Origin of the sequence: Gordonia sp. UBA7860 (genome assembly GCF_002500165.1) — a bacterium.
Taxonomy (GTDB): domain Bacteria; phylum Actinomycetota; class Actinomycetes; order Mycobacteriales; family Mycobacteriaceae; genus Gordonia; species Gordonia sputi.
The window spans coordinates 1-22,219 of record NZ_DLSO01000120.1 but is presented as its reverse complement, the minus strand read 5'-3'; the positions used below and the strand labels follow the sequence as shown (position 1 = coordinate 22,219).

1 protein-coding gene (cut by a window edge) is annotated in these 22,219 nt (G+C 66.0%); it reads right to left on the bottom strand.

Translation table 11 applies throughout. From position 1 onward, the window contains the following. Positions 1-22,219, bottom strand: part of the annotated coding region (locus B3T59_RS14820; protein ID WP_287003997.1) for a non-ribosomal peptide synthase/polyketide synthase (this coding region is incomplete at its 5' end). The annotated region extends 7,664 nt beyond the left edge of the window; 22,219 of its 29,883 annotated nt are in view.

The following is a 22,219-nucleotide window of genomic DNA, read 5'->3' as shown; positions in this document are numbered from 1 at the left end:
TTCGGCCGGTGAGGGTCGGCGGCAGCTCGTATGTCTCGGGAGCAGTGCCGAATGCCGGGGCCGCCCCTGCTTCGGAACCGTCTGCTGCGGCGCTGCCGAAGTAGTTGAAATTGACCGCTGGCAGGGTGAGCTTCGACGCTGTCACCGGGGCGAACTGCTCGAGCACACCGAACGACAGCCCACCGTCGGGGGCTTGGACTCGGAATTCCTTGACCGCCTTGATTGCTCGTATGACGGCCGCACGATCCACGCCGTCGACAGGAACGTGCACCGGCGCGAGGCTGGTGAACCAGCCGACCGTGCGAGTCAGGTCTGCTCCCGGCGCCACCGACTCCTCACGACCATGGCTCTCCAGCATGATCGGCACACCGTTGTCCGATGACGCATCGCCCTCGGAGCGACGGACCGAATCGATGGCGACCGCGAGCGCACCGACCAGCACATCGTCCACGCGCGAACCGAATGCGGCGACCACATCAGCCACCAGCGACGCGGTGGTATCGGCCGCGACGTCGATGCGAACGGCACGCTCGGTGGACATCCTGTCGCGGTCACGGTCGAACAGCGCACCGAGTGCGGGGCCGTCCGCGCTGAGTTGCCTCTCCCAGAACTCCAGCGCTCGATCGGTGACCGGCAGATCGGCGAGCACATGTGCCCAACGTCGATACGAGGTGCCCTCGCCGAGAGTGTCGTTCGACGCGGGTTCACCCGCGGCGACGCGCGCCCACGCAGCGGAGAGATCACTGATCAACGGTTGCCACGACACCGCATCGACCGCGAGGTGATGTATTGCGAGCACGAGACGCCCGTCGGACTGTGCTCGCCCCGTGGCCTGCGGGCGCAGCGCCACCGCGGCCAGCATCGCTCCGCGAGCCGGATCGAGTGCGTCGAGCGCGTCACGGTGCGCACGTGTGACGGCGTCGTCGAATTCGACGGTTCCCGGCTCCGCGGCCACCTCGCGAGTGATGATCGCTCCCCGTGGATCGAACTCGAGGCCTGCGTCCCAACGGAAGTCGCCCCTGTCGAAGCCGCCCGGCCCCATCGCGGTGAACCTCGATGCGAGAAGCGGATGACGTGTCACCACCGCGCCGAGAACGTCGGCGAGGTGGTCGTCGGTCGCCTCCGTCGGTAGTACCAACACCACCGACTGGGAGAAGTCGGCGAAATCGGCGGGATCGTCGGCATGGTCGATGAGCCAACGCGCCATCGGTGTGAGCGTTACCTCGCCGGCCCCTCCTCCCGGCAGTTCGTCGAGGGTGTCGACGATCTCGGAGGTGGCGACGGCCGCCAGGGCACGCACGGTGCGGTGCTCGAAGATGTCGCGCGGGGTGATCGTGTACCCGGCGGCACGCAGCAGAGACGACAACTGAATCGACGAGATGCTGTCGCCGCCGAGCTCGAAGAACGAGCGGGTCACCGAGATCTCGGGCTCGCCGACCACGGCCGCAACGATGTCTGCGATCGTGCGTTCGACACCATTGGCCGGGAACACAATCCCCTCGACCTCGATGCCCGGATCGGGCAGCGCGGCTCGGTCGAGTTTGCCCGTCGGTGTCAGCGGCAGTTCGTCGATCGCCACAATCGTGGCGGGAACCATGTACTCGGCGAGGCGGGCCGCGATCCGACTCCGCAGTGCGGCAACGTCAATGGAGCCGGGCTGCGTTCCGACGACGTAGGACACCAATCTCGTGGCACCGGTGGGTGATGCCACTCCGCGCGTGACCGCCTGCAGCACGGCATCGTCAGCGGTCAGCGCCGCGTCGATCTCCCCGAGTTCGACACGCTGACCGTTGATCTTCACCTGGAAGTCCGACCGCCCGATGTACTCGAGTTCGTGGTCGGCAGTCCACCGGACGAGGTCACCGGTTCGATACATGCGCTCGCCCGGCGCACCGAACGGCGCGGCGACGAATCGCGTTGCCGACAGTCCCGCACGCGCGAGGTAGCCGCGCGCGAGACCCTCGGCACACAGATACAACTCGCCGACGACACCAACCGGAACCGGGTGCAGTCGAGCGTCGAGGACGGCAGCAGAGAAGCCGTGGATCGGACGACCGATGGTCACGTCGACGGTCTCGTACCCTCGCGCATCCGCACCGGGTATCTGCCCGTTCGCCCACACCGTCGACCACACCGTGGTCTCCGAGGGGCCGTACAGGTTGAACACCGATACCGTTGGCGCCCACCGTTGGACGAGCTCCGGTGAGCACGCCTCTCCGGCGGTCGCGAGATGGCGGAGTGACGTGACCTGTGCGGGATCGAGTGTGGAGAGGACCGACGGAGTGATGACCATGTCGGTGACCTGTCCGCGAGTGAGAACCGCGGCGAGATCGTCACCTCCGTAGATATCCGACGGTGAGATCACCAACGTCACTCCGAGCCCGTACGCCCAGAACATCTCGAAGAACGCCGCGTCGAAACTCGGGGATGCGACGTGCAGGATTCTGGTGTCGTCACCGCGTCCGCTGATGTGCTCCTGTTCTGCGAGCAGGTCAGCGATGCCGCGGTGCGACACTGCAACCGCCTTGGGGGTGCCGGTCGAGCCAGAGGTGTAGATCAGGTAGGCCAGCGAGTCGAGATGTACGGGCGCGTTGAGATCGTCGGCAGTCGGGAACGAGGCCGCCTCCCCGCTGTCGTCGGAGTCGCGGTCAGCGAGCTCTTCGACGTCCACAGGCAGCCAGTCGATCGCACGGGCGTTCATCTGCGCTGCGTCGAAGACCGACTGGTCTCGGTCGACGCCGAGTCCGAGTCGGGCACCCGAATCGATGAGCATGTGGGCGATTCTGTCCGCCGGGTGCCGCGGGTCGACAGGTAGCGGGGCTCCGCCGGCCTTGATGGTCGCCCACACTGCGATCACCGACTCGATCGAACGCGAAATCCCAATGGCGACGGGAACATCCGGGCCGACGCCGTGGGCGATGAGGCGGTGCGCCAAGCGATTGGTCGCGGCGTCGAACTCGCGATAGTCCAGGGCCACGTCGCCTTCGATGACGGCTGCTCTCTCCGAGGGCACCTCGCGTCCGGAAATGATCTCGCGGAGTGTCGCCGGGCCGACGCCCGGGTAACGCGGCGTGCGCATCGGCACGAGATCGGCTGCCGTGGCCTCGTCGAGGACCCCGATGTCGCCGACCGCTCGGCTGCTCTCGGACACCATTGCGGCGAGCACGCGCCGGAAGACCGCTCCACATCGTTCGATGGTCTGCTCGTCGAACAGGGCAGTCGCGTAGGTGATCTCGGCGCGAAGCGAGCGCGTACCGTCGCTTCCGGGTTCTTCGACGAACCCGAATGCGAGATCGAATTTCGTTGCGGGCGTTTCTGGCTCGAGGAAGTCGACGCGCAATCCCGACTGCCCGAGCCGGGCGTCGTCGTGCGCGGCGCCCGGTTCCACGAGGTAGTTGAAACCCACTTGGAATAGCGGGGCATACGCTGTCGAGCGATCCGGGGCCAGCGCGTCGACGAGTTGCTCGAACGGGATGTCAGCGTGAGCGAACGCTTCGAGATCGGTGTCACGTACCCGGAGGATGAGGTTGTCGACGGTCTCGTCCGGATCGACATGGGCGCGGAGAACGACCGTGTTGACGAACATGCCGACGAGATCGTCGAGTGCCGCCTGACCGCGGCCGGCGGTGGCCGAGCCGAGCGCAATATCGGTGCTGCCGGTCAATCGCTGCAGTGTCACGGCCAATGCGGCGTGTACCACCATGAACGGTGTCGCACCGTGTGCGCGAGCGAGGTCGAGAACGCCTGCCAATTCTTCGTGCTCGATCCGCATGCCGAAGGTGTTGCCCGTCGGGTCGAACACGGGCGGGCGCGCACGATCGGTCGGCAGCGACAACACTGCCGGAAGATCGGCCAGTTGGGCGCGCCAGAACGCGAGCTGACGGGCCGACACCGAATCGATGTCGTCGACCGACCCGAGCACTCTGTGCTGCCACAGGGCGAAGTCGGCGTACTGCACGGCCAACGGCGTCCACCGCGGGGACCGGCCCAGTGAGCGCGCGCCGTAGGCCGCGATCAGGTCGTTGGCCAGAACTGGAGCCGACTGCGCATCCGAGGCGATGTGGTGGGTCACCAACACCACGACGTGTTCGTCGGCGCCCACCGTCGCCACCCGACAGCGGATCGGCGGCTCGTGTACGACGTCGAATCCCTCGACAGCACAGTGCATCGCTTCGTCGAGGGCGCTACCGCCGGTCCCGGACACGACCGACCAGTCGAGCCACTCGTCGACCTCGTCTGCAGAAAGGATGCGCTGATAAGGCACGCCGTTGTCGTCAGCGGGGAACACCGTACGCAACACCTCGTGGCGGGTGATGGTGTCGACGAACGCGAGCTGAAGAGCCGAGAGGTCGAGCGGCCCCCTGATTCGAAGCGCCACCGGCACGTTGTACGCGGCAGATGTCACGTCGAACTGGTTGATGAACCACATGCGGGTTTGGGCGAAGGACAGCGGGATACGCTCCGGACGCGCTGCGGCTGTCAGCGGTTCACGCCCCGGGCCTCCGTCGAGGGCGAGCCGGGCGCTCATCTCGCGTGGTGTCGGCCCCTGGAAAACCACTCGGACCGGCACGTCGATGTCGAGCGCTTCGCCGATCCGTGCACACAACCGCGTCGCCGAGAGCGAGTTGCCGCCGAGATCGAAGAACGACGACGACGTCGACACCCGTTCGACGCCGAGGACGTCGGCCATGATCGCCGCGACGGTCTCCTCGATGGAGTTCTCGGGTGCCGTGTACTCGTCGTCGAAGACGTCTGCGTCCGGCTCTGGCAGTGCCGCCTTGTCGAGCTTTCCGACCGGGGTCAGCGGGAGCTCGTCGAGCAACGTGATCGACGAAGGAATCATGTACTGCGGCAACGTTTTGGCCAGATGTGCGCGCAGGTCGGCCGGAGCGACCGGGACACCGGCAACCACGTAGGCGGCCAACGCGGTCGCCACCGATCCGCCCACACCGAGCACCACCGCGGCATCCACAGCGGGGTGTGCCGTGAGCGTCGTCTCGATCTCTCCGAGCTCGACGCGCAGGCCGCGCAGCTTCACCTGGTCGTCGGTGCGACCCGAATACAACAGGGAGAGAACACCATCGGAATCGATGACCCAGCGCACGAGGTCGCCGGTCCGATACATCCGAGAGCCCGATTCGCCATACGGATTCGCGACGAAACGATCGGCGGTCAGGCCCGGGCGGTCGAGATATCCGCGCGAGAGACAGACGCCGGAAACGTACAGTTCGCCGACCACCCCGACAGGCACCGGATGCAACCGCGCGTCGAGCACCTGCAGTCCGACACCGTCGAGCGGGCCGCCGAGCAGAACCGGTTCTCCGGCCCGCAGCGGCGTCGAGATGGTGATACCGATCGTCGTCTCGGTGGGCCCGTAGAGATTGTGGATCTCCACATGCGGTGCCCATGCCTCGACCAGACCGCCGGGAACGGCCTCGCCACCCGCGGCCAGCGAGCGCAGATCGGGCAGTTGCCCGGGGTCGAGTGTGGCCAGGACCGACGGCGTCAGGAAGGTATGGGTGACCCGCTGGTCGCGCATGAAGCGTTGCAACGCAGCACCGCCGACAGCATCGGTCGGGCGATAGACGAGGGTCGAGCGGGTGACGATCGCCATCAAGTACTCGAGGACGGACGCGTCGAAGCTCGGCGAGGCGAACCCGAGCACCCGCGAGTCCGCGTCTGCGCCGAGGCGCGCGATCTCCTCGACGGCGAAGTTGTGCAGTCCGCGATGCGTGACCGAGACGCCCTTGGGGCGGCCCGTCGACCCCGAGGTGTAGATGACGTATGCGGTGTTGTCGATCGCGGTCCGCGGGCGCTCCCGTGCCCCCAGCGGAGCGGTCGTGCGCCGTCGGATATCCGACCGGGCGGGTTCGACGTCGAGCACCATCCAGTCCACGTCATCGGCGGAAGCAGCCATATCCGTTGCGGCAACGGTGAGCCCGATGCGTGCACCGGAATCCGCGATCATGTTCGCGACGCGCTCCGGCGGATAGTCGGGATCGATGGGTACGTAGGCGGCTCCGGTCTTCGCGACCGCCGAGATCGCCGTCAGCAATTCCACCGAGCGCCCCAGCGCCAATGCCACATGATCTTCGACGCCGATGCCGCGATCGATGAGGACGCGGGCGAGCTGGGTGGATCGCTCGTCGAGTTCGCGGTAGGTCAGTGTGGCCCCGTCACCGTCGATGACCGCCAGGTGGTCGGGTCGGGCGGCGCTTGCTGCAGCGAAGAGGTCGGCGAGCAGCGTCGGTTCGGCCGGCTCGCGGCCCCCGACCGGCGTCAACTCGTCGCGTTCGGATGGGTCGAGAACCTCGACGTCGCCCAGCGGCGTCGAGGGCGACCGCGTCACTGCGTCGAGGAAGCGTATGCACCGTTCCATCAACGTGGCCACCGACTGCTCGTCGTAGAGGTCGGTTGCGTAGATCACCGACCCGAGCCAGTCGTCTCCGGACACGTCGACGCCGATGGTGAGGTCGACCTTGGCAGAGGTGTCCCCCGCATCGAGCGCTGTGAGTGTGAGTCCCTCCACCGACAACTGTGTCGGCTGTTCCTGCTCGACCGACAGCAGCACCTGGGTCAACGGCGCGAACGCTTCCGACCGCACCGGCGCCAGTTCGTCGACGAGGTATTCGAACGGGACGTCGGCGTTGGCGTACGCGTCGAGATCGACGGCGCGTGCCTGATCGAGCAGCGCATCGAATCCGACGCTGGAGTCGACGTCGAGGCGCAGGACCAGTGTGTTGACGAACATACCGATGAGGTCGTCGAGCTCCGGCCGCCCGCGTCCGGCGACAGGGGTGCCGACCGCCACGTCGTTGGTGGCCGCCATACGCCCGAGGACTGCGCTCAGGGCAGCATGCAGCACCATGAACGGCGTTGCTGAATGCTGTTGCGCCAGTGCGACGACACGCCGGGCGATGGTGTGGTCGATGACGAACGGGACCCGCGCACCGCCACTCGTCCGGACCGCAGGTCGCGGCCGATCGGTCGGCAACTCGAGCAGGTCGGGAAGACCCGCGAGATGCTCACCCCAGTAACGCAACTGGCGGCCGAGTGATGAGTTCTCGTCGTCGACCGCGCCGAGCTGGGCACGCTGCCACAGCGCGTAATCGGCCAGCTGGATGGGCAACGGCATCAGACCGGGGGCACGACCGTCCCGGCGCGCCAGGTAGGCACCCACCACATCGCGAACGAACGGACCGACCGAACCCCCGTCACCTGCGATGTGATGCAGGACCACCACGAGCAGGTGGTCGTCTGGGCCCTTCCGATGCAGGCGCACGCGTAGCGGCATCTCATGCGTGAGGTCGAAGCCCGCACTCGTCGCCGCTATGGCCTCGTCGTCGGAATCCACTACTGCCCAATCGAGTTCGCGATCGCTCGACTCAGCGGAGTGGATCAACTGATACGGCTCGCCCGCGGCGACGGGGAATGTGGTGCGCAGGCTCTCGTGGCGAATCACCACATCGACGAGCGCCTCGCGCAGCGCTGCGACGTCGAGTGCACCGGACAACTCCAGGACGACAGGGATGTTGTACGACGGATCACTGGTGTCGAAGCTATTGATGAACCAGATGCGTTGTTGCGCAAGCGATAATGGAATCCTGCCAGGCCGCTGCATCGGTGCCAACCCGACGGCGTCGACCGTGCCCGGCTCGACGATCGCGGCGAGTTCGCGCACCGTCGGAGACTCGAAGACGTCGCGGACCGGGACGTCGGTATCGAACTCTATGCCAAGCCGCGCCGCGAGGCGTGCAGCTGACAACGAGTTACCACCGAGATCGAAGAAACTCTCTGTCGCCGAAGCGGTGTCCATCCCGAGCACGTCGGCCATCACCGCCGCGATACGGACCTCGATATCCGATTCAGGCGCAACGAAGGCGCCGGATTCCACAACCGGCTCTGGTAGGGCGCGCCGGTCGAGCTTTCCCGCGCTGTTCAACGGAGCGTCGTCGAGCACCACCCAGACGGTCGGGCACATGTACTCCGGCAGTTCGTCGGAGATCGCCTGCCGCACCTCGTCGAGATCGATATCGGGGCCGGCGAGGTAGCCCACGAGATGCTCACCCCCACCTGCGACAGTGACGGTGGCCGCCGCGTGCACGACTCCGGGTGCAGCGGCCAGGACGGTCTCGATCTCACCGAGTTCGATTCGCTGGCCGCGGAGTTTGACCTGGAAGTCGGTCCGCCCCAGATATTCGAGTTGTCCGTCGGCATTCCATCGCACGAGGTCACCGGTCCGGTACAGCCGCTCCCCCGGTGCACCGAAGGGATCTGCGACGAAACGTTCCGCGGTCAGATCGGGACGGTTGGCGTAGCCGCGTGCCAATTGCACGCCACCCAGGTACAACTCGCCTGCAACGCCCGTCGGCACCTTGTGTAACCGGGCGTCGAGGACGTGGGCGCTCGAGTTCCAGACCGGCACACCGATCGGCACGCTCGAACGATCGAGATCGTCTGCGAGCACCGGCGCATAGGTGATCTCGACGGCAGCCTCGGTGGGACCGTAGAGGTTGTAGAACTCGACATCCCCGAACACGCGAAGCGCGTCACCTGCCACTGCCGGTGGCAGTGCCTCGCCCGTTGCAGAGAGCAGCCGCACCGTCGAGAGTTGCTGTGTACCAGAGCGACCGACGATCTCGAGGAACACCGCGAGCATCGAGGGCACGAAGTGGACCATTGTCGCACCGGTGGTCTCGATGAACTGCGCGAGATAGCGCGGATCTGCGTGGCCACCGGGACGAGGCAGTGCCATCCGCGCACCGACCATCAGGGGCGCGAAGAGCTCCGGCACCGAGCAGTCAAAGGTGAACGGCGTCTTCTGGACCACCGTGTCGCGCGAGTCGATGGGCAATTGATGCAGACCCCAGTAGAGGCGGTTGACCACGGCTGCGTGCGTGACCGTCACACCCTTGGGTCGTCCCGTCGAACCCGACGTGAAGAACGTGTAGGCCGGGTGGTCTGCCCGGAGCGGACTGCGCCGGTCGGCATCAGAGACCGCAGGCGTCGGCTGCACCGGCGTGGTCGCGTCGACCGCCATACACCTCACCGGTGCCGACCCGACCGAGTCCGGGACGTCCGTACCGACCAGTGCGAGCTCGACCTGTGCGGTCTCGAACATGTAGAGCACCCGCTCGGCGGGCGTGGACACGTCGACGGGAACATACTGACCACCCGCTGCGAGCACGGCGTGGATGGCGACCATCATCTCAACCGAACGCGGGATGCACACGGCGACAGCCACTTCCGGACCAATACCGGCATCGATGAGCCGTCGAGCGAGATCGTTGACCCGAGTGGAGAACTCCGCATAGCCGACTTCGCGCTCGTCAGTCACCAGCGCGGTCGCATCGTCACTCATGTGTTCGGCCAGCGCATCGGGCAGGGTGGCGGTCGCGATAGACGCAACATCACCCGTCTCGAGCGCGCGCTGCGCAGCACGCTCTGTGTCGGAGCGAAGATCGATATCGAGAACTGCAACAGACGGATCGTCGACGACCGCGCGCAACACGTCGAGGAACCGCTGCACCATGCTGCGAGCGGTGGCCGGTTCGAAGAGATCGGTAGCGTAGTTGAGCCACCCCCCGATCGCCGCGTCGGGGTCGTCGGTGACCGTGAGATCGAAAGTGAGATCGACCTGCGCAACGGTTCGGTCAACCGCCAGGGGCTCCACGGTGAGACCCGGCAACTCCACCGGAGTCGAGTCGCGGTGATGTACCGCGAGCATGATCTGACTCAGCGGAGCGAAACTCTCTGAGCGAACCGGGTTCAGGCGTTCGACCAGATACTCGAAGGGCACGTCGGCATGTGCGAAAGCCTCGATATCAGCGTCCCGTACTCGGCCGAGAACGTCGTGGAACGTGTCGTCCCCCTCGATCTCCGACCTGAGCACGAGCGTATTGACGAACATTCCGACGAGTGGATCGATCTGCTCGTCACCGCGGCCGGCGACCGGGGTACTGATGGCCTGGACCCGCTCGTCGGACAGTCGCCGGACGAACACACTCAGTGCGGCATGCAACACCATGAACGTGGTCGCACTGTGGTCGGCCGCGACTCGCCGCAGCGCGGCGGCGAGGTCTGCGGATATCTGCACCTCGGTGGTGTCTCCGTGCAGGGAGGCCACCGGTGGACGCGGCCGATCGGCCGGGAGCGTGGTCACCTCCGGAATATCGGCGAGGGTGTCGAGCCAGTACTGAACCTGCGCACCCAATGGCGACGTGGCGTCGTCGACATCGCCGAGTGCATCTCGTTGCCACAGCGCGAAATCCGCGTACTGCACCGGCACAGGTCCGAATGCGGGCGCACGACCCGACGTTCTGGCGGCATAAGCGGTGATCAGATCACCCAGGAACGGCCCCATCGACTCACCGTCCGCGACGATGTGATGCAGCACGACAACCAGCAGGTGCGTCGACTCGTCTTCACGTAGCAACCGCACGCGGATCGGGAGTTGCGCGGCGAGGTCGAAACCCTCGGCGATCGCAGCATCAAGCGCTGCGCGATCGGCGACCTCCGCGATGTCGATGCGCCATTGCTCTGTGAGTTCGTGGATGTCCTGGTAGGGCACGCCCTCGACCGCGGGGAAGGTGGTCCTGAGCACCTCGTGCCGATTCACCACGTCAGCGAATGCCAGGCGCAACGCCGTCACGTCCAGACCGCCGGTGATCCGGAGAGTCATCGGGACGTTGTACGCCGCAGCAGCTGCGTCGAATGAGTTGATGAACCAGATCCGTTGCTGCGCATTCGACAGCGGAATCCGCTCGGGACGCGGCATGACGCGCAGTGGGGTAATCGACGCCGATGGCCCCGCCGTATCGAGGCGTGCAACCAACTCGCGAATCGTCGGAGCCTCGAACACGGTCCGAACCGACACGTCGACACCGAGTGCCGAGGACGCCCGAGCCGCCAATCGTGTTGCCGACAGTGAGTTTCCACCCAGGTCGAAGAAGTCACCGGTCACCGAGACGTTCTCGACACCGAGGACGTCTCCGAAGACGTCGGCGAGCACACACTCGACATCTGTCACCGGCGCGACATACTCGTCGACGTCGATGGTCGGTTCGGGCAGCGCTTTCCGGTCGATCTTTCCCGTGATCGTGGTGGGCAACTCGTCGAGAACCACCCACGCCGTCGGTTGCATGTACTTGACGAGCTTGTGTGCGACGTGTGCGCGCACCTCATCGAGGTCGAGCTCCGAGTCAGACGCCGGACTGATGTAGGCGACGAGGCGATCGCCTCCCCCGCCGCTTCGTACCGCAACCGCACACTCCCCCACACCGGGGGCCGCAGACAGCACCGCTTCGATCTCGCCCAGTTCGATCCGCTGACCGCGAAGTTTGACCTGGAAGTCCTTGCGTCCCAGATACTGGAGCGCTCCTCCCGCCATGCGGCAGACCATGTCACCCGTGCGGTAAAGACGTTCACCCGCGTCGAACGGACTCGCGACGAACGAGGCTGCGGTGAGGCTGGGACGACGAGTGTATCCCCGCGCCAACTGAATTCCGCCGAGATACAGCTCTCCGGCCATACCCGTGGGAACCGGCCTCAATCGGTCGTCCAGGACGAACGCGTCGGTGTTCCAGACCGGTTGCCCGATCGGCGTCGACGACGTTCTGGTGACGTCGAATGCAGTCACGTAGAAGGTCGCCTCAGCCGGACCGTAGATGTTGCCGATCGCAACATGTGGGAGTAGCTCTCGCGTACGTTGGCGCAACGCGGGACGCAACGCCTCGCCTCCGGTCGCCAGCGAACGCAGACTGCTGAGTTGGCGGATCTCCTCGTCGGGCACCACGTCGAGGAACGTGGCCAGAACCGAGGGCACCAGAATCGCTGCAGTGACACCGTGGCGGCGAATTGCCGAGGACATCAGAAGTGGATCGCGCGCAACGTCTCCCGCAATAACCAGCGATGCTCCTGATGGCAGCGGTCGGATGAGCTCGAGCACCGACAGGTCGAACGCAGGCGAGGCAGCCATCAGGAACACATCGCCATCGCCGACCTCGCACACCTCCGCGTCGTAGCGACGGTGCGAGAGCACAGAACGGTGAGAGAGCTCAGCCCCCTTCGGCCTGCCCGTCGATCCGGAGGTGAAGATCATGCACAGCCCGTTGTCCGGCCGAAGCTCCGCATGGCGATCCGCATTCACTGGCAGCGCAGTCGACGGCTCGTCTCCACCTGCGACCTCCGCTGTGAGGTCAACTTCGAGCACCGGAACGTCGGCATCGATACACCCGGCAGGAACCCGCGGACCAGACGAATCGATCACAACGGCCCGTATCGACGCGGTTCGCGCAATGTAGGTGAGCCGATCCCCTGGGGTCGCGACATCGACCGGAAGATAGACGGCGCCTGCCGCGACGATGCCGTGGAATGCAACAACGGTGGCCGCCGAACGCGGCATGTAGACCAGGACAACGTCGTCGGGACCGGAACCTGCGCTGATCAGCCCACGTGCCAGCAATGCCGCTCGTGCACCGAGTTCGGTGTAGTCGATGACCCGATCGTCCGATACCACCGCGGGCGAAGATCCCTTGGTCGCGACGACGTGAGCAAAGAGATCTGCGATTGTCTCCGAGCCGATGTCAACCCGACGTCCACGCGACGCGGCGACGACCTCATCGCTCTCCGAATCGGTGAGCATTCCGATGTCGGCGACCGGCATCGACGGCCGTTGCGCCACCTGCCCGAGAACGTGAACGAACGCGCGCGACAACGCCTCGACCTGGGCCTGTCCGAGGTGATCGGGCGAATACGCTAGTCGGATCTCGAGATCGGGCCCGGCACCCGCATCAGCCGCTGCGACCGGCGACACGCTGCATGTCAGCGGATAGTGGCTGGCGTCGGACATCTCGACGTCATCGACACGGAGTGCGCCGAGGTCGCCGGCGTGGGCGATGGCTTCTCGATCCACCGGGTACGACTCGAAGACGAACAGCGTGTCGAACAGCGCCGCATGGCCGCTCATGGCGGCAATCTCGGCGAGATCGACGTGGTGGTGATCGAGCGTCGAGAGCTTCATCTCGTGAACCGCATTCATCGCGTCGGCAAAGGTGCCTGCCGATGAGACGTTTGCGACGACCGGGATGGTGTTGATGAACAAGCCGACAGCCGACTCGACACCGTCGAGCGTCGACGGACGCCCCGAGACCGTCTCACCGAAACAGACGACGTCTTGTCCGGTCATCCGCGCCAACAACAACGCCCAGACCGTCTCGACCACCTCGGTCAGGGTGATCTCGTTCTCCCTGGCCACCTCCGCCAGTCGGGTGCACAGCGCCGTACCGGTTCGCGCCGTCACCGAGATCTGCGTCGTGACCTCGACGGTCGAGCCACTCGCAACAACGGTTGGCCCCTCCAACACAGACATCGCCGACTTCCATGCGGCCAGCGCCCTGTCGTGATCCTGTGCGAACAGCCACCCGAGGTAGTCGTGGAACCCGCGGTGCTCGTCACCGACGCGGCCATCGGACTGCTGCCCGTCATCGACGTGATAGGCGGCGAGAAGGTCGCCGAGCACGATCGGCGACGACCAGCCGTCGAGAATGATGTGATGGTTGGTCACGATCAGCCGATGGCGCCCGTCGGGCATCAACACCACTGCGAACCGGATCAGCGGCGGCGACCCGAGATCGAACGGTTCGATCCGGTCCCGGTGTGCAACCCCTTCTGCGTGCTGCTCAGCGTCGCCGAGCCCATGGTCACGGAGATCGATTGTGCGCCAGGGAACCTCGACGTCTGCAGGGATCACAGAAACGACGGCCCCCGAGTCGGTGCGGACAAACCCGGCACGCAGCGCCGGGTGTCGGTGAACCACCGAGTCGACCGCCCGGTGCAGTCTCGACAGATCGATGTCACCCCGCAGGTACACCACCGATTGCGCCACATAGGGATCGACGAACTCCGAGGACGACTTCGCCATCTCCGAGTGGAAGTACAGGCCCTTCTGGAGCACGGCGAGCGGCCAGATCTCAGCGCCCGGGTAACGGCGGTCGAGCCCGTCGATCGCTTCCTGGTCGAGCCCGGTGGCGGGGATGTCGGAGGGCGAGTACCCCACCAGTCCCCCACGCGCGTCGACGCTATCGGCGATCTCGGCGAGGATGTCTGCGAAATGCGATGCGAGTTCGGCAAGCGCGGTGTCGTCGAGCGCCGTGGGCAGGTACCGCCAGGACACCTCGAACTCTCGTCCGGACGGTCCGGTGACGGTTCCGACATTCACGTCGAGCGCGCCCGCCGACACCATGCCGCCGGAGACTGTCGAATCGAGCCGATACTGCTCGGGGGCGGGTGCCAGCGCGATCAGGTTCTCTTCGGCGTGGTCTCCCGTCCCGTTTCCACCGGTGTTCCCGAGGAAGTTCACGGTGACGTCTGGCAGCTCACGGTTACGCACCGGCGATCCCGGCAGCAGATATCGATGCAGCCCGAATCCGAATCCGTTGTCGGGCAGGGCACGAGACGCTTCCTTCACCCGCTTGACGAGAGCGATGAGCGACTTCTCGTCAGCGCAGTCGCCGAGAGCGAACGTGAGTGGCGCGAGTGTGGTGAACCACCCCACGGTCCTCGTCAGATCGGCTCCGCCGATCACCGACTCCTCGCGGCCATGAGCTTCGAGCAGTGCGGTGAACGATTCCAGGACCGCCCCGTCGGCTCCGACGCCGTGCCACCGCGACGTTGCAGCGGCGAGCGCGGCAACCAGCAGATCGTTGACACGGACGTCGAAAGCCGTGGCAACCGTGGTGAGAAGCCGTTCGGTGGGGTCGGACGCAATGTGGGTGATCGCATGACGCAGGGTGTACTCGCGGTCGCGGACCCGATCACGGATACCGAACGGCTCCGTCCGCTGTTGCGGCAGCATGCGGTCCCACAGCGCAGCCTCCGCCTCGCGTGTGGGGGCCAACTCGTGCACCCCGACCGCCCACCGTCGCATGGAGGTCGCCTCGGGTGTCACCGAGGGACGTTCGCCGGACGCGCAAGACTGTCCCGCGGCGACGAGATCGGCAACGATGGTCTGCCACGAGACGGCGTCCACCGCGAGGTGATGGATCGCGAGAACGAGGCGCCCTGAACCGGTGCGCTCGCTGCGGATCGCGGCGAGTCGCAGCATGGTGCCCGCCGTCGGATCGAGCAGACGCAGAGCATTCGCGTGGGCTTCGGTCACACGGGAGGCGAACTCATCCGTACCCGGCTCGGCGTCCACTGTCGCACTGGTCAGCACCGCACCGACGTCGATCGATTCTGCGGCATGGAGATAACGTTCGCCTGAATCGTCGATCCTCAACGTCGAGGCGAGCATCGGATGGGCTCGCACCACGGCGTCGACCGCGGTGATGATGCACGGATCGTCGAAGTCCGCGGGAAGAGTGAGCACCAACGACTGCGAGAAGTCGGCGAAATCCGCAGGGGTGTCCGACCTCTCGAACATCCACTGTGCTGCCGGCAACAACGGCACGCGGCCGTGGCCGCCACCGGCGAGTTCGGGCAGCGTGGTCTGCTCGGGCGCAGCGACAAGCGCCGCCATGGACCTGACGGTCTTGTGCTCGAAGATGTCACGCGGACGGATGTCGAATCCGGCCGACCGGAGCAGGGACGACAACTGAATCGACATGATCGAGTCGCCGCCGAGCGCGAAGAAGGACTCGGTCACGCTGACCTCGTCGCGGCCGAGGAGGCCGGCCATCATCCCGCCGATCAACCGCTCCGTGTCCGACCGCGGCGCCTCGTGCGCCCCGTCATCGGCGAACACCGCCGGAGGTAGTGCGGCCCGATCGAGTTTGCCGGTTGGCGCGAGCGGCAGCCTCTCGAGCGCAACCACCGCCGACGGCACCATGAACTCCGCCAACTGCGTCGCGACAGCATCGATTGCGCGCGCACTGTCGAAAGAACCCGGATCGGCGGTTACCACATAGCTCACCAGGCGCGTGCCGCCGCCCGGCCCCTCGACGCCGATCGTGTGGGCGGTCTCGACACTGTCCAGAGATGCCAGGGCCGCGTCGATCTCGCCGAGTTCGATTCGCTGGCCGTTGATCTTCACCTGGAAGTCCGACCGGCCCACGTACTCGAGTCGAGGCTCCGCCGATCCATCGCCCGACAACCACCGCACCACGTCGCCGGTGCGGTACATCCGACTACCCGCGCCCCCGTAGGGATTCGCGACGAATCGCTCAGCGGTCAATCCCGGCCTGTTGAGATATCCGCGCGCGACTCCGTCGGCGATCACATACAACTCACCCGCGACGCCGACCGGTACCGGATTGAGGTAATCGTCGAGCACCACGACGGATATACCGCTGATCGGACGCCCGATCGGCACGACCTCTGCCGGGAGCAGGCGGCTCATCGTCGATACGACGGTGACCTCGGCCGGCCCGTACAGGTTGTGCATCTCGACGCGAGAACCCCACCGCGATACCAGTTCCGGCGGACACGCCTCTCCGGCCACGATCAGATGCCGAACATCCGGTAGCCCCTCGGGGTCGACGGTGGCCAGCACCGACGGAGTGATGATCAGGTCGGTCACTCGACCCTCGCGGATCACCTCGGCGAGATCGTCACCACCGTAGACGTCAGCCGGGGACACGACCGACGTCGCACCCACCGAATACGCCCAGATCAACTCGAAGAACGAGACGTCAAAGCTCGGCGACGCCACCAGAAGTACCCGGATGTCCGGCTGGTCGCCCGAGACCCTGCGTTGCTCAGACACCATGTCCGCCAGGCCGCGATGAGTGACCGCAACAGCTTTCGGCAGACCGGTAGAACCCGATGTGTAGATCAGGTAGGCCAGTGAATCCAGGTGAACAGGAGCGCGCAGTTCATCGTCATCGACAACGGCGTCGGACCGTTGCGCCAGTCGCTTCGCGGTGGCGGGGTCGTCGAGCACGATCACCTCGATGCCGTCGATGCCGTCGCACGCGCTGCGGTCGGCGGAGACGGTGACCGCGACCGACACCCCGGAGTCACGCAGCATGTACCGGATGCGCTCGGCGGGATGGCGCGGGTCGACCGGGAGGTAAGCCCCGCCCGCCTTGACCACCGACCACACCGCGATCGGCAGCTCGGCAGAACGCGAGATCACCACGGCGACCGGCATATCCGGCCCAACCCCGGCAGCGATCAGTTCTCGCGCCATACGATTCGTCGTCGATTCGAACTCTGCATAGGTGATGACCCGGTCGCCTGCGATCAGCGCTGGATGGTCATCCGGCACGTCGAGCGCACCACCCGAACCCTGATGCTGCTCCGTCTCACGTGCGCGGAGAATCTGACGGATCGTCCGCGGAGCGGTCGCACCGTCACGCGGGGTTCTCGCCGGGACGAGCGTTCGCTGCTCGTCGGTGAGCAGAAGACCGAGTTCACAGACCTGCCGTTGCTGCCGCTGAGTCAGCCAGTCCAGTGCCAGAAGATACCGATCCGCAATCGCGGCAACGGTCGACTCGTCGAAAATATCGGTGGCGTAGACGATCTGGCCCGACATCGAACCGTCGCCGGCGGGGGTGAGCGAGAACAGCAGGTCGACCTTGGCGAAATGCGTATGCGCCGGCTGCGGTTGAACGTGCATCCCGGCGATATCGAATCCGTCGTCGCCCGTGACGTCTGGTTCGACGGTCAGATAGACCTGTGCCAATGGTTCGAATGCCTCGGACCGGACCGGCGACACCGCATCGACTATCTCCTCGAACGGAATATCGGCATGCGCGAAGGCGGCGACATCGGTCGCACGGATATCGCCTAGCAGAGCGTCGACATCCCACTGGGGGTCGACCGTGGTTCGCAACACGAGTGTGTTGACGAACATGCCCACGAGCGGCTCGGTCACCGACTGCGTCCTACCGGCAATCGGTGCGCCGATGGTGATGTCGTCGATGCCCGATAGCCTGCGGAGCACGATGACCAGCGCGGCCTGCGCCACCATGAAGAGTGTGGACTGGCGGGACGTGGCCAGGTCCCGTGCACGCTCGACGAGGTCGGCCGGGATCGTGAAATCGACCACGTCGCCTGCCGACGATGCCACTCGAGGTCGCCGCCGATCGAGCGGCAGGGGAAGAACATCCGGTACACCGTCGAGAGCCGTTACCCAATAGCGTTCCTGTGCAGCGAGTTCCGATTCGACGTTGTCGGCGTCGCCGAGTGCTGCGCGCTGCCAGAGCGCGAAGTCGGCGTACTGCACCGGTAACGGCTCGAACTGCGGCGCCCGCCCATTCTTTCGCGCTTCGTACGCGCCTGCCAGATCCGCCATGAGCGGAGCGATGGAGCCACCGTCGCCGGCGATGTGGTGGATGACGACCATCATCTGCCAACCATCGCCGACGGCGAGAAGCCGGACCCGCACCGGTAGTTCGCGGGTGACATCGAACCCGTCGACCGCGGCGGCCTCCAGTTCTGCGACGTTGTCGACCCTCTTCCAGTCGACGGCGTCGTAGCCTGCCTCAATGATCTGCTGCGTGGGCACCGCGGCCGGGTCGATTCGTTGCGACGTGAGCGGTGACGGGTTCGTGGAGTCGACAGTGTTCGACCCTGCCAGCGCGGGGAACAGCGTGCGCAGCACCTCGTGACGTTCCACCACGTCGACGAAGGCCGCGTGCAGTGCGTCGATGTCGACGGCGCCGGTCAGGTGAAGCAGGCTCGGGATGTTGTAGACGCCAGACCCGGGGTCGAGCTGGTTGAGGATCCAGATTCGCTGCTGTGCGAAGGACAGCGGTATTCGTGTCGGGCGGGGGCCCGCGACGAGCGAAAGCCGCTCCGGGCGGGAACGGTCGATGCCTCGGGCGAGTTCACGAATCGTCGGCGCGGCGAAGACATCGGCTACCTGAAGCGGGACACCGAGCGCATCCGAGCCGAGCGCCACGACACGCATGGCGGTCAGCGAGGACCCCCCGAGTTCGAAGAAGCTGTCCGATACCGAGACGCGGTCGATGTCGAGCACCTGTGAGACCACCTCGGCGAGCAGTCGTTCGGTCTCGGTCGCCGGCTCGACGAACTCGTCGCTGCCGAATTCCGGTGCAGGCAGCGCTTTTCGGTCGAGCTTGCCCGCCGCGTTGCGTGGTAGGTCGTGATCGAGGACAGTCCACACCGTCGGCCGCATGTACTCGGGAAGACGTCGAGCAGCGAAGTCGGCCACCGCTTCCACATCGAGTGCGTGTCCAGCTGCCACCAGGTAAGCGGCAAGGTGATCCGCGCCCGAGGGTGCGGTCACCACGATGACCGCTGCTGCGGCTACGCCGTCAGCCTGCTCCAGCACCGCGACGACCTCGCCGGGTTCGAGTCGCTGGCCGCGTAGCTTCACCTGGAAGTCCGTGCGCCCCAGATACTCCAGCAACCCGTCGCTGCGCCAGCGCGCCATGTCGCCCGTCCGGTACATGCGCTCGCCGTCGCCGTACGGCGATGCGACGAAGCGCTCGGCGGTACGCCCCGGCTGCCCGACGTACTCGCGAGCGACACCTGCGCCCGCGATGTACAACTCGCCCGGAACACCGACAGCCACGCGCTGAAGCCGGTCACCGAGCACATAGACCCTCGTGTTGTCCACGGGTCGACCGATCGGCACAGCGCCACCGACGGTCCCGTCGAGGAGGCCGGTGGTCACCTCGGCGAGCGCAGCCCCGACCGTTGTCTCCGTCGGACCGTACGAGTTGAGCAGCCTGCCGGGCAGCACCGACAGCAATCGTCGAGCCAGCTCCGGCGTGAGCGCCTCACCGCCCGAATCGACGACGCGCAGTGAGTCGAGCTGACCGTGATCGGCGATGTCGAGCATCGCCGACAGCAGTGAAGGAACCGCGAACAGCGAGGTGACACCGAAACGGTCGATCGTCTGTACCAGCCGGGCGACGTCCGCACGCGGTTGATCGGCAACGACGATCGGTGCCCCCGACACGATCGGGGCTACGATGTCGTCGAGCGATCCGTCAAATGTGTAGGGCGCAAGGCGGAGTCGACGGTCGCGCGTCGTGAGGCGCGCCGTCGACTGCCACCACAGGGCGTAGTTGCCGAGGTTGGCGAAGGTGACGACGACGCCCTTGGGCACGCCGGTCGACCCCGACGTGAAGAGCACGTATGCGGGATCGTCAGGATGACGTGGGCGGGTGCGCTCCTCATCGGTGACCGGCGAGGCATCGTAGGCATCGAGATCGAGCAGATCGAGCGAGATGACGTCGGTGACCCCGTCGATGCGGCCGAACCGAATACGCGTTGAATTCGTCACGCGGTCTTCGGAATTCGACGCCTCGGTGCTATTCAACGCTGACGCAGTGCCGTCCGACGCTTCGGTCGTCACGACGATGTGTGCGTGCGCCTGGCGCAGGAGATCAGACAATCTGTCATCCGGCAGGACCGGATCGACCGGGACGTACGCGCCGCCCGCCAGGGCGACAGCATAGATCGCGACAAGCTGCTCGACGCCGTGTCCGATACCGACACCGACGGTCACCGATGGACCGACACCGGCCTCGATCAGAGCTCGAGCGAGCCTGCGAGCGCGACCGGCGAGTTCATCGAAAGTGAGCTCCGCCGTCGGGGTCACGATCGCGAGATCATCACCCGACACGGCAAACCGGTCCTCGACGAGTTCTGGCCACGTCGCGTCCTCGGTCTCGCGGACCCGACCGGCTTCGATATCGAGGACTCGTGAGAGCGAGTCGCCGGTCAGTTCCATGAGGTCACCGACCGTGGCAGTCGAGTGCGCTGCAGCCACCAGGGACTCGAGGGTCGAAACGAAACGGCGACAGAGGTCGACAGCGGTGTCTTCGTCGAACAATGCTGTGGCGTAGGTCAGTTGGCCGTTCAGCGACGCTTGTGCGTCAGTGGAGTCGGACCCGGAGAAGAAGAAGTCCAGTTCAGACTTGGCGACCGTCGTGGCCGGTTCCATACGCTCGAATCGCACATCCGGCAGCGTCAGTTCATGCGGTTCGGCGAAATTCTGATAGGTGAGCGCGATCTGGAAGAGAGGATCGAACGACTGCGTGCGAACCGGCGCGATCTCGTCGACGAGAATCTCGAACGGAACCTCCGAGTGCGAGAAGGCATCCACATCCGCTGCGCGAACCGCGGCGAGGAACTCGGCGACACGCACTCCCGAGATCACCTCGGTTCGCAGCACGACGCTGTTGACGAACATACCGACCATGTCGTCGAGGACCGCGACCCCGCGACCAGCGATCGGTGCTCCGATGACCACGTCGTGGCGTCCCGCATCCTCGGGAGCCGACGACGAGGCGACGAGGATGGCCAGCGCGGCGTGTAGGAGCATGAACGTCGTCACGCCCGCTTGAGCCTCGAGTTCGGTCAGGCGCGCACGCAGATCGGCGGGAATCTCGAACTCGACCGACGCGCCGCGCTTGTCCGCGATCGCCCCGCGCGGACGGTCGGTAGCGATGGCCGTGACCGGAGGAACGTCGGCGAGGATCGCTCGCCAGTAGTCCAACTGCGTGGACAGCCTCGACGACTCGTCGTCACGATTGCCGAGTCGCTCCCGCTGCCACAGGGCGAAATCGGCGTACTGCACCGCCAGCGGCGCGAGGGTCGGGAGGGCCCGTCCCGGCGATCCGTGCCGTTCTTCATAAGCGCGCGCGAGATCCGATACCAGTGGTGTCATCGAGAATCCGTCGGCGGCCGCGTGATGGATGACCGCGACGAGCACCCACTGCCGGTCACCGGTTGCCCGATCGCGCACGCGCAGAAGGCGCACGCGCACCGGGATCTCCACAGCGAGGTCGAACCCCCGCCTCGTGAGTGCCTCGACCTCGCGCACCACGCCATCGGCTGACTGTGTCGCATCGCCGCCGGGCGCCTCCACCACGGCCACATCGAGGTGCGCCAGTGCCGCCTCCGGGTCGAGGACCTCTTGGAACGGGTCACCGTCCACCGATGGGTAACGAGTGCGGAGAACCTCGTGGCGGGTCACCACGTCGTGGACCGCGTGAACCAGAGCGTCTTCGTCGAGATCACCCGTGAGGCGCAGCACGATCGGAATGTTGTACTCCGACGACGTCGGGTCTATGCGATTGATGAACCACATGCGCGTCTGCGCGAACGACAGGGGCGGGCGTTCACCTCGCTCGGTGGCAACCAGCCGAGCACCGGCGCCCGTGGCTACCGTCACCCGTGCAGACAGGTCGCGAACCGATGGTGCGTCGAACAGCATGCGCACGGGGACGTCGGCGTCGAGCACCTCACCGACGCGAGCGGCCACCTGAGTAGCCGACAACGAGTTGCCGCCGAGATCGAA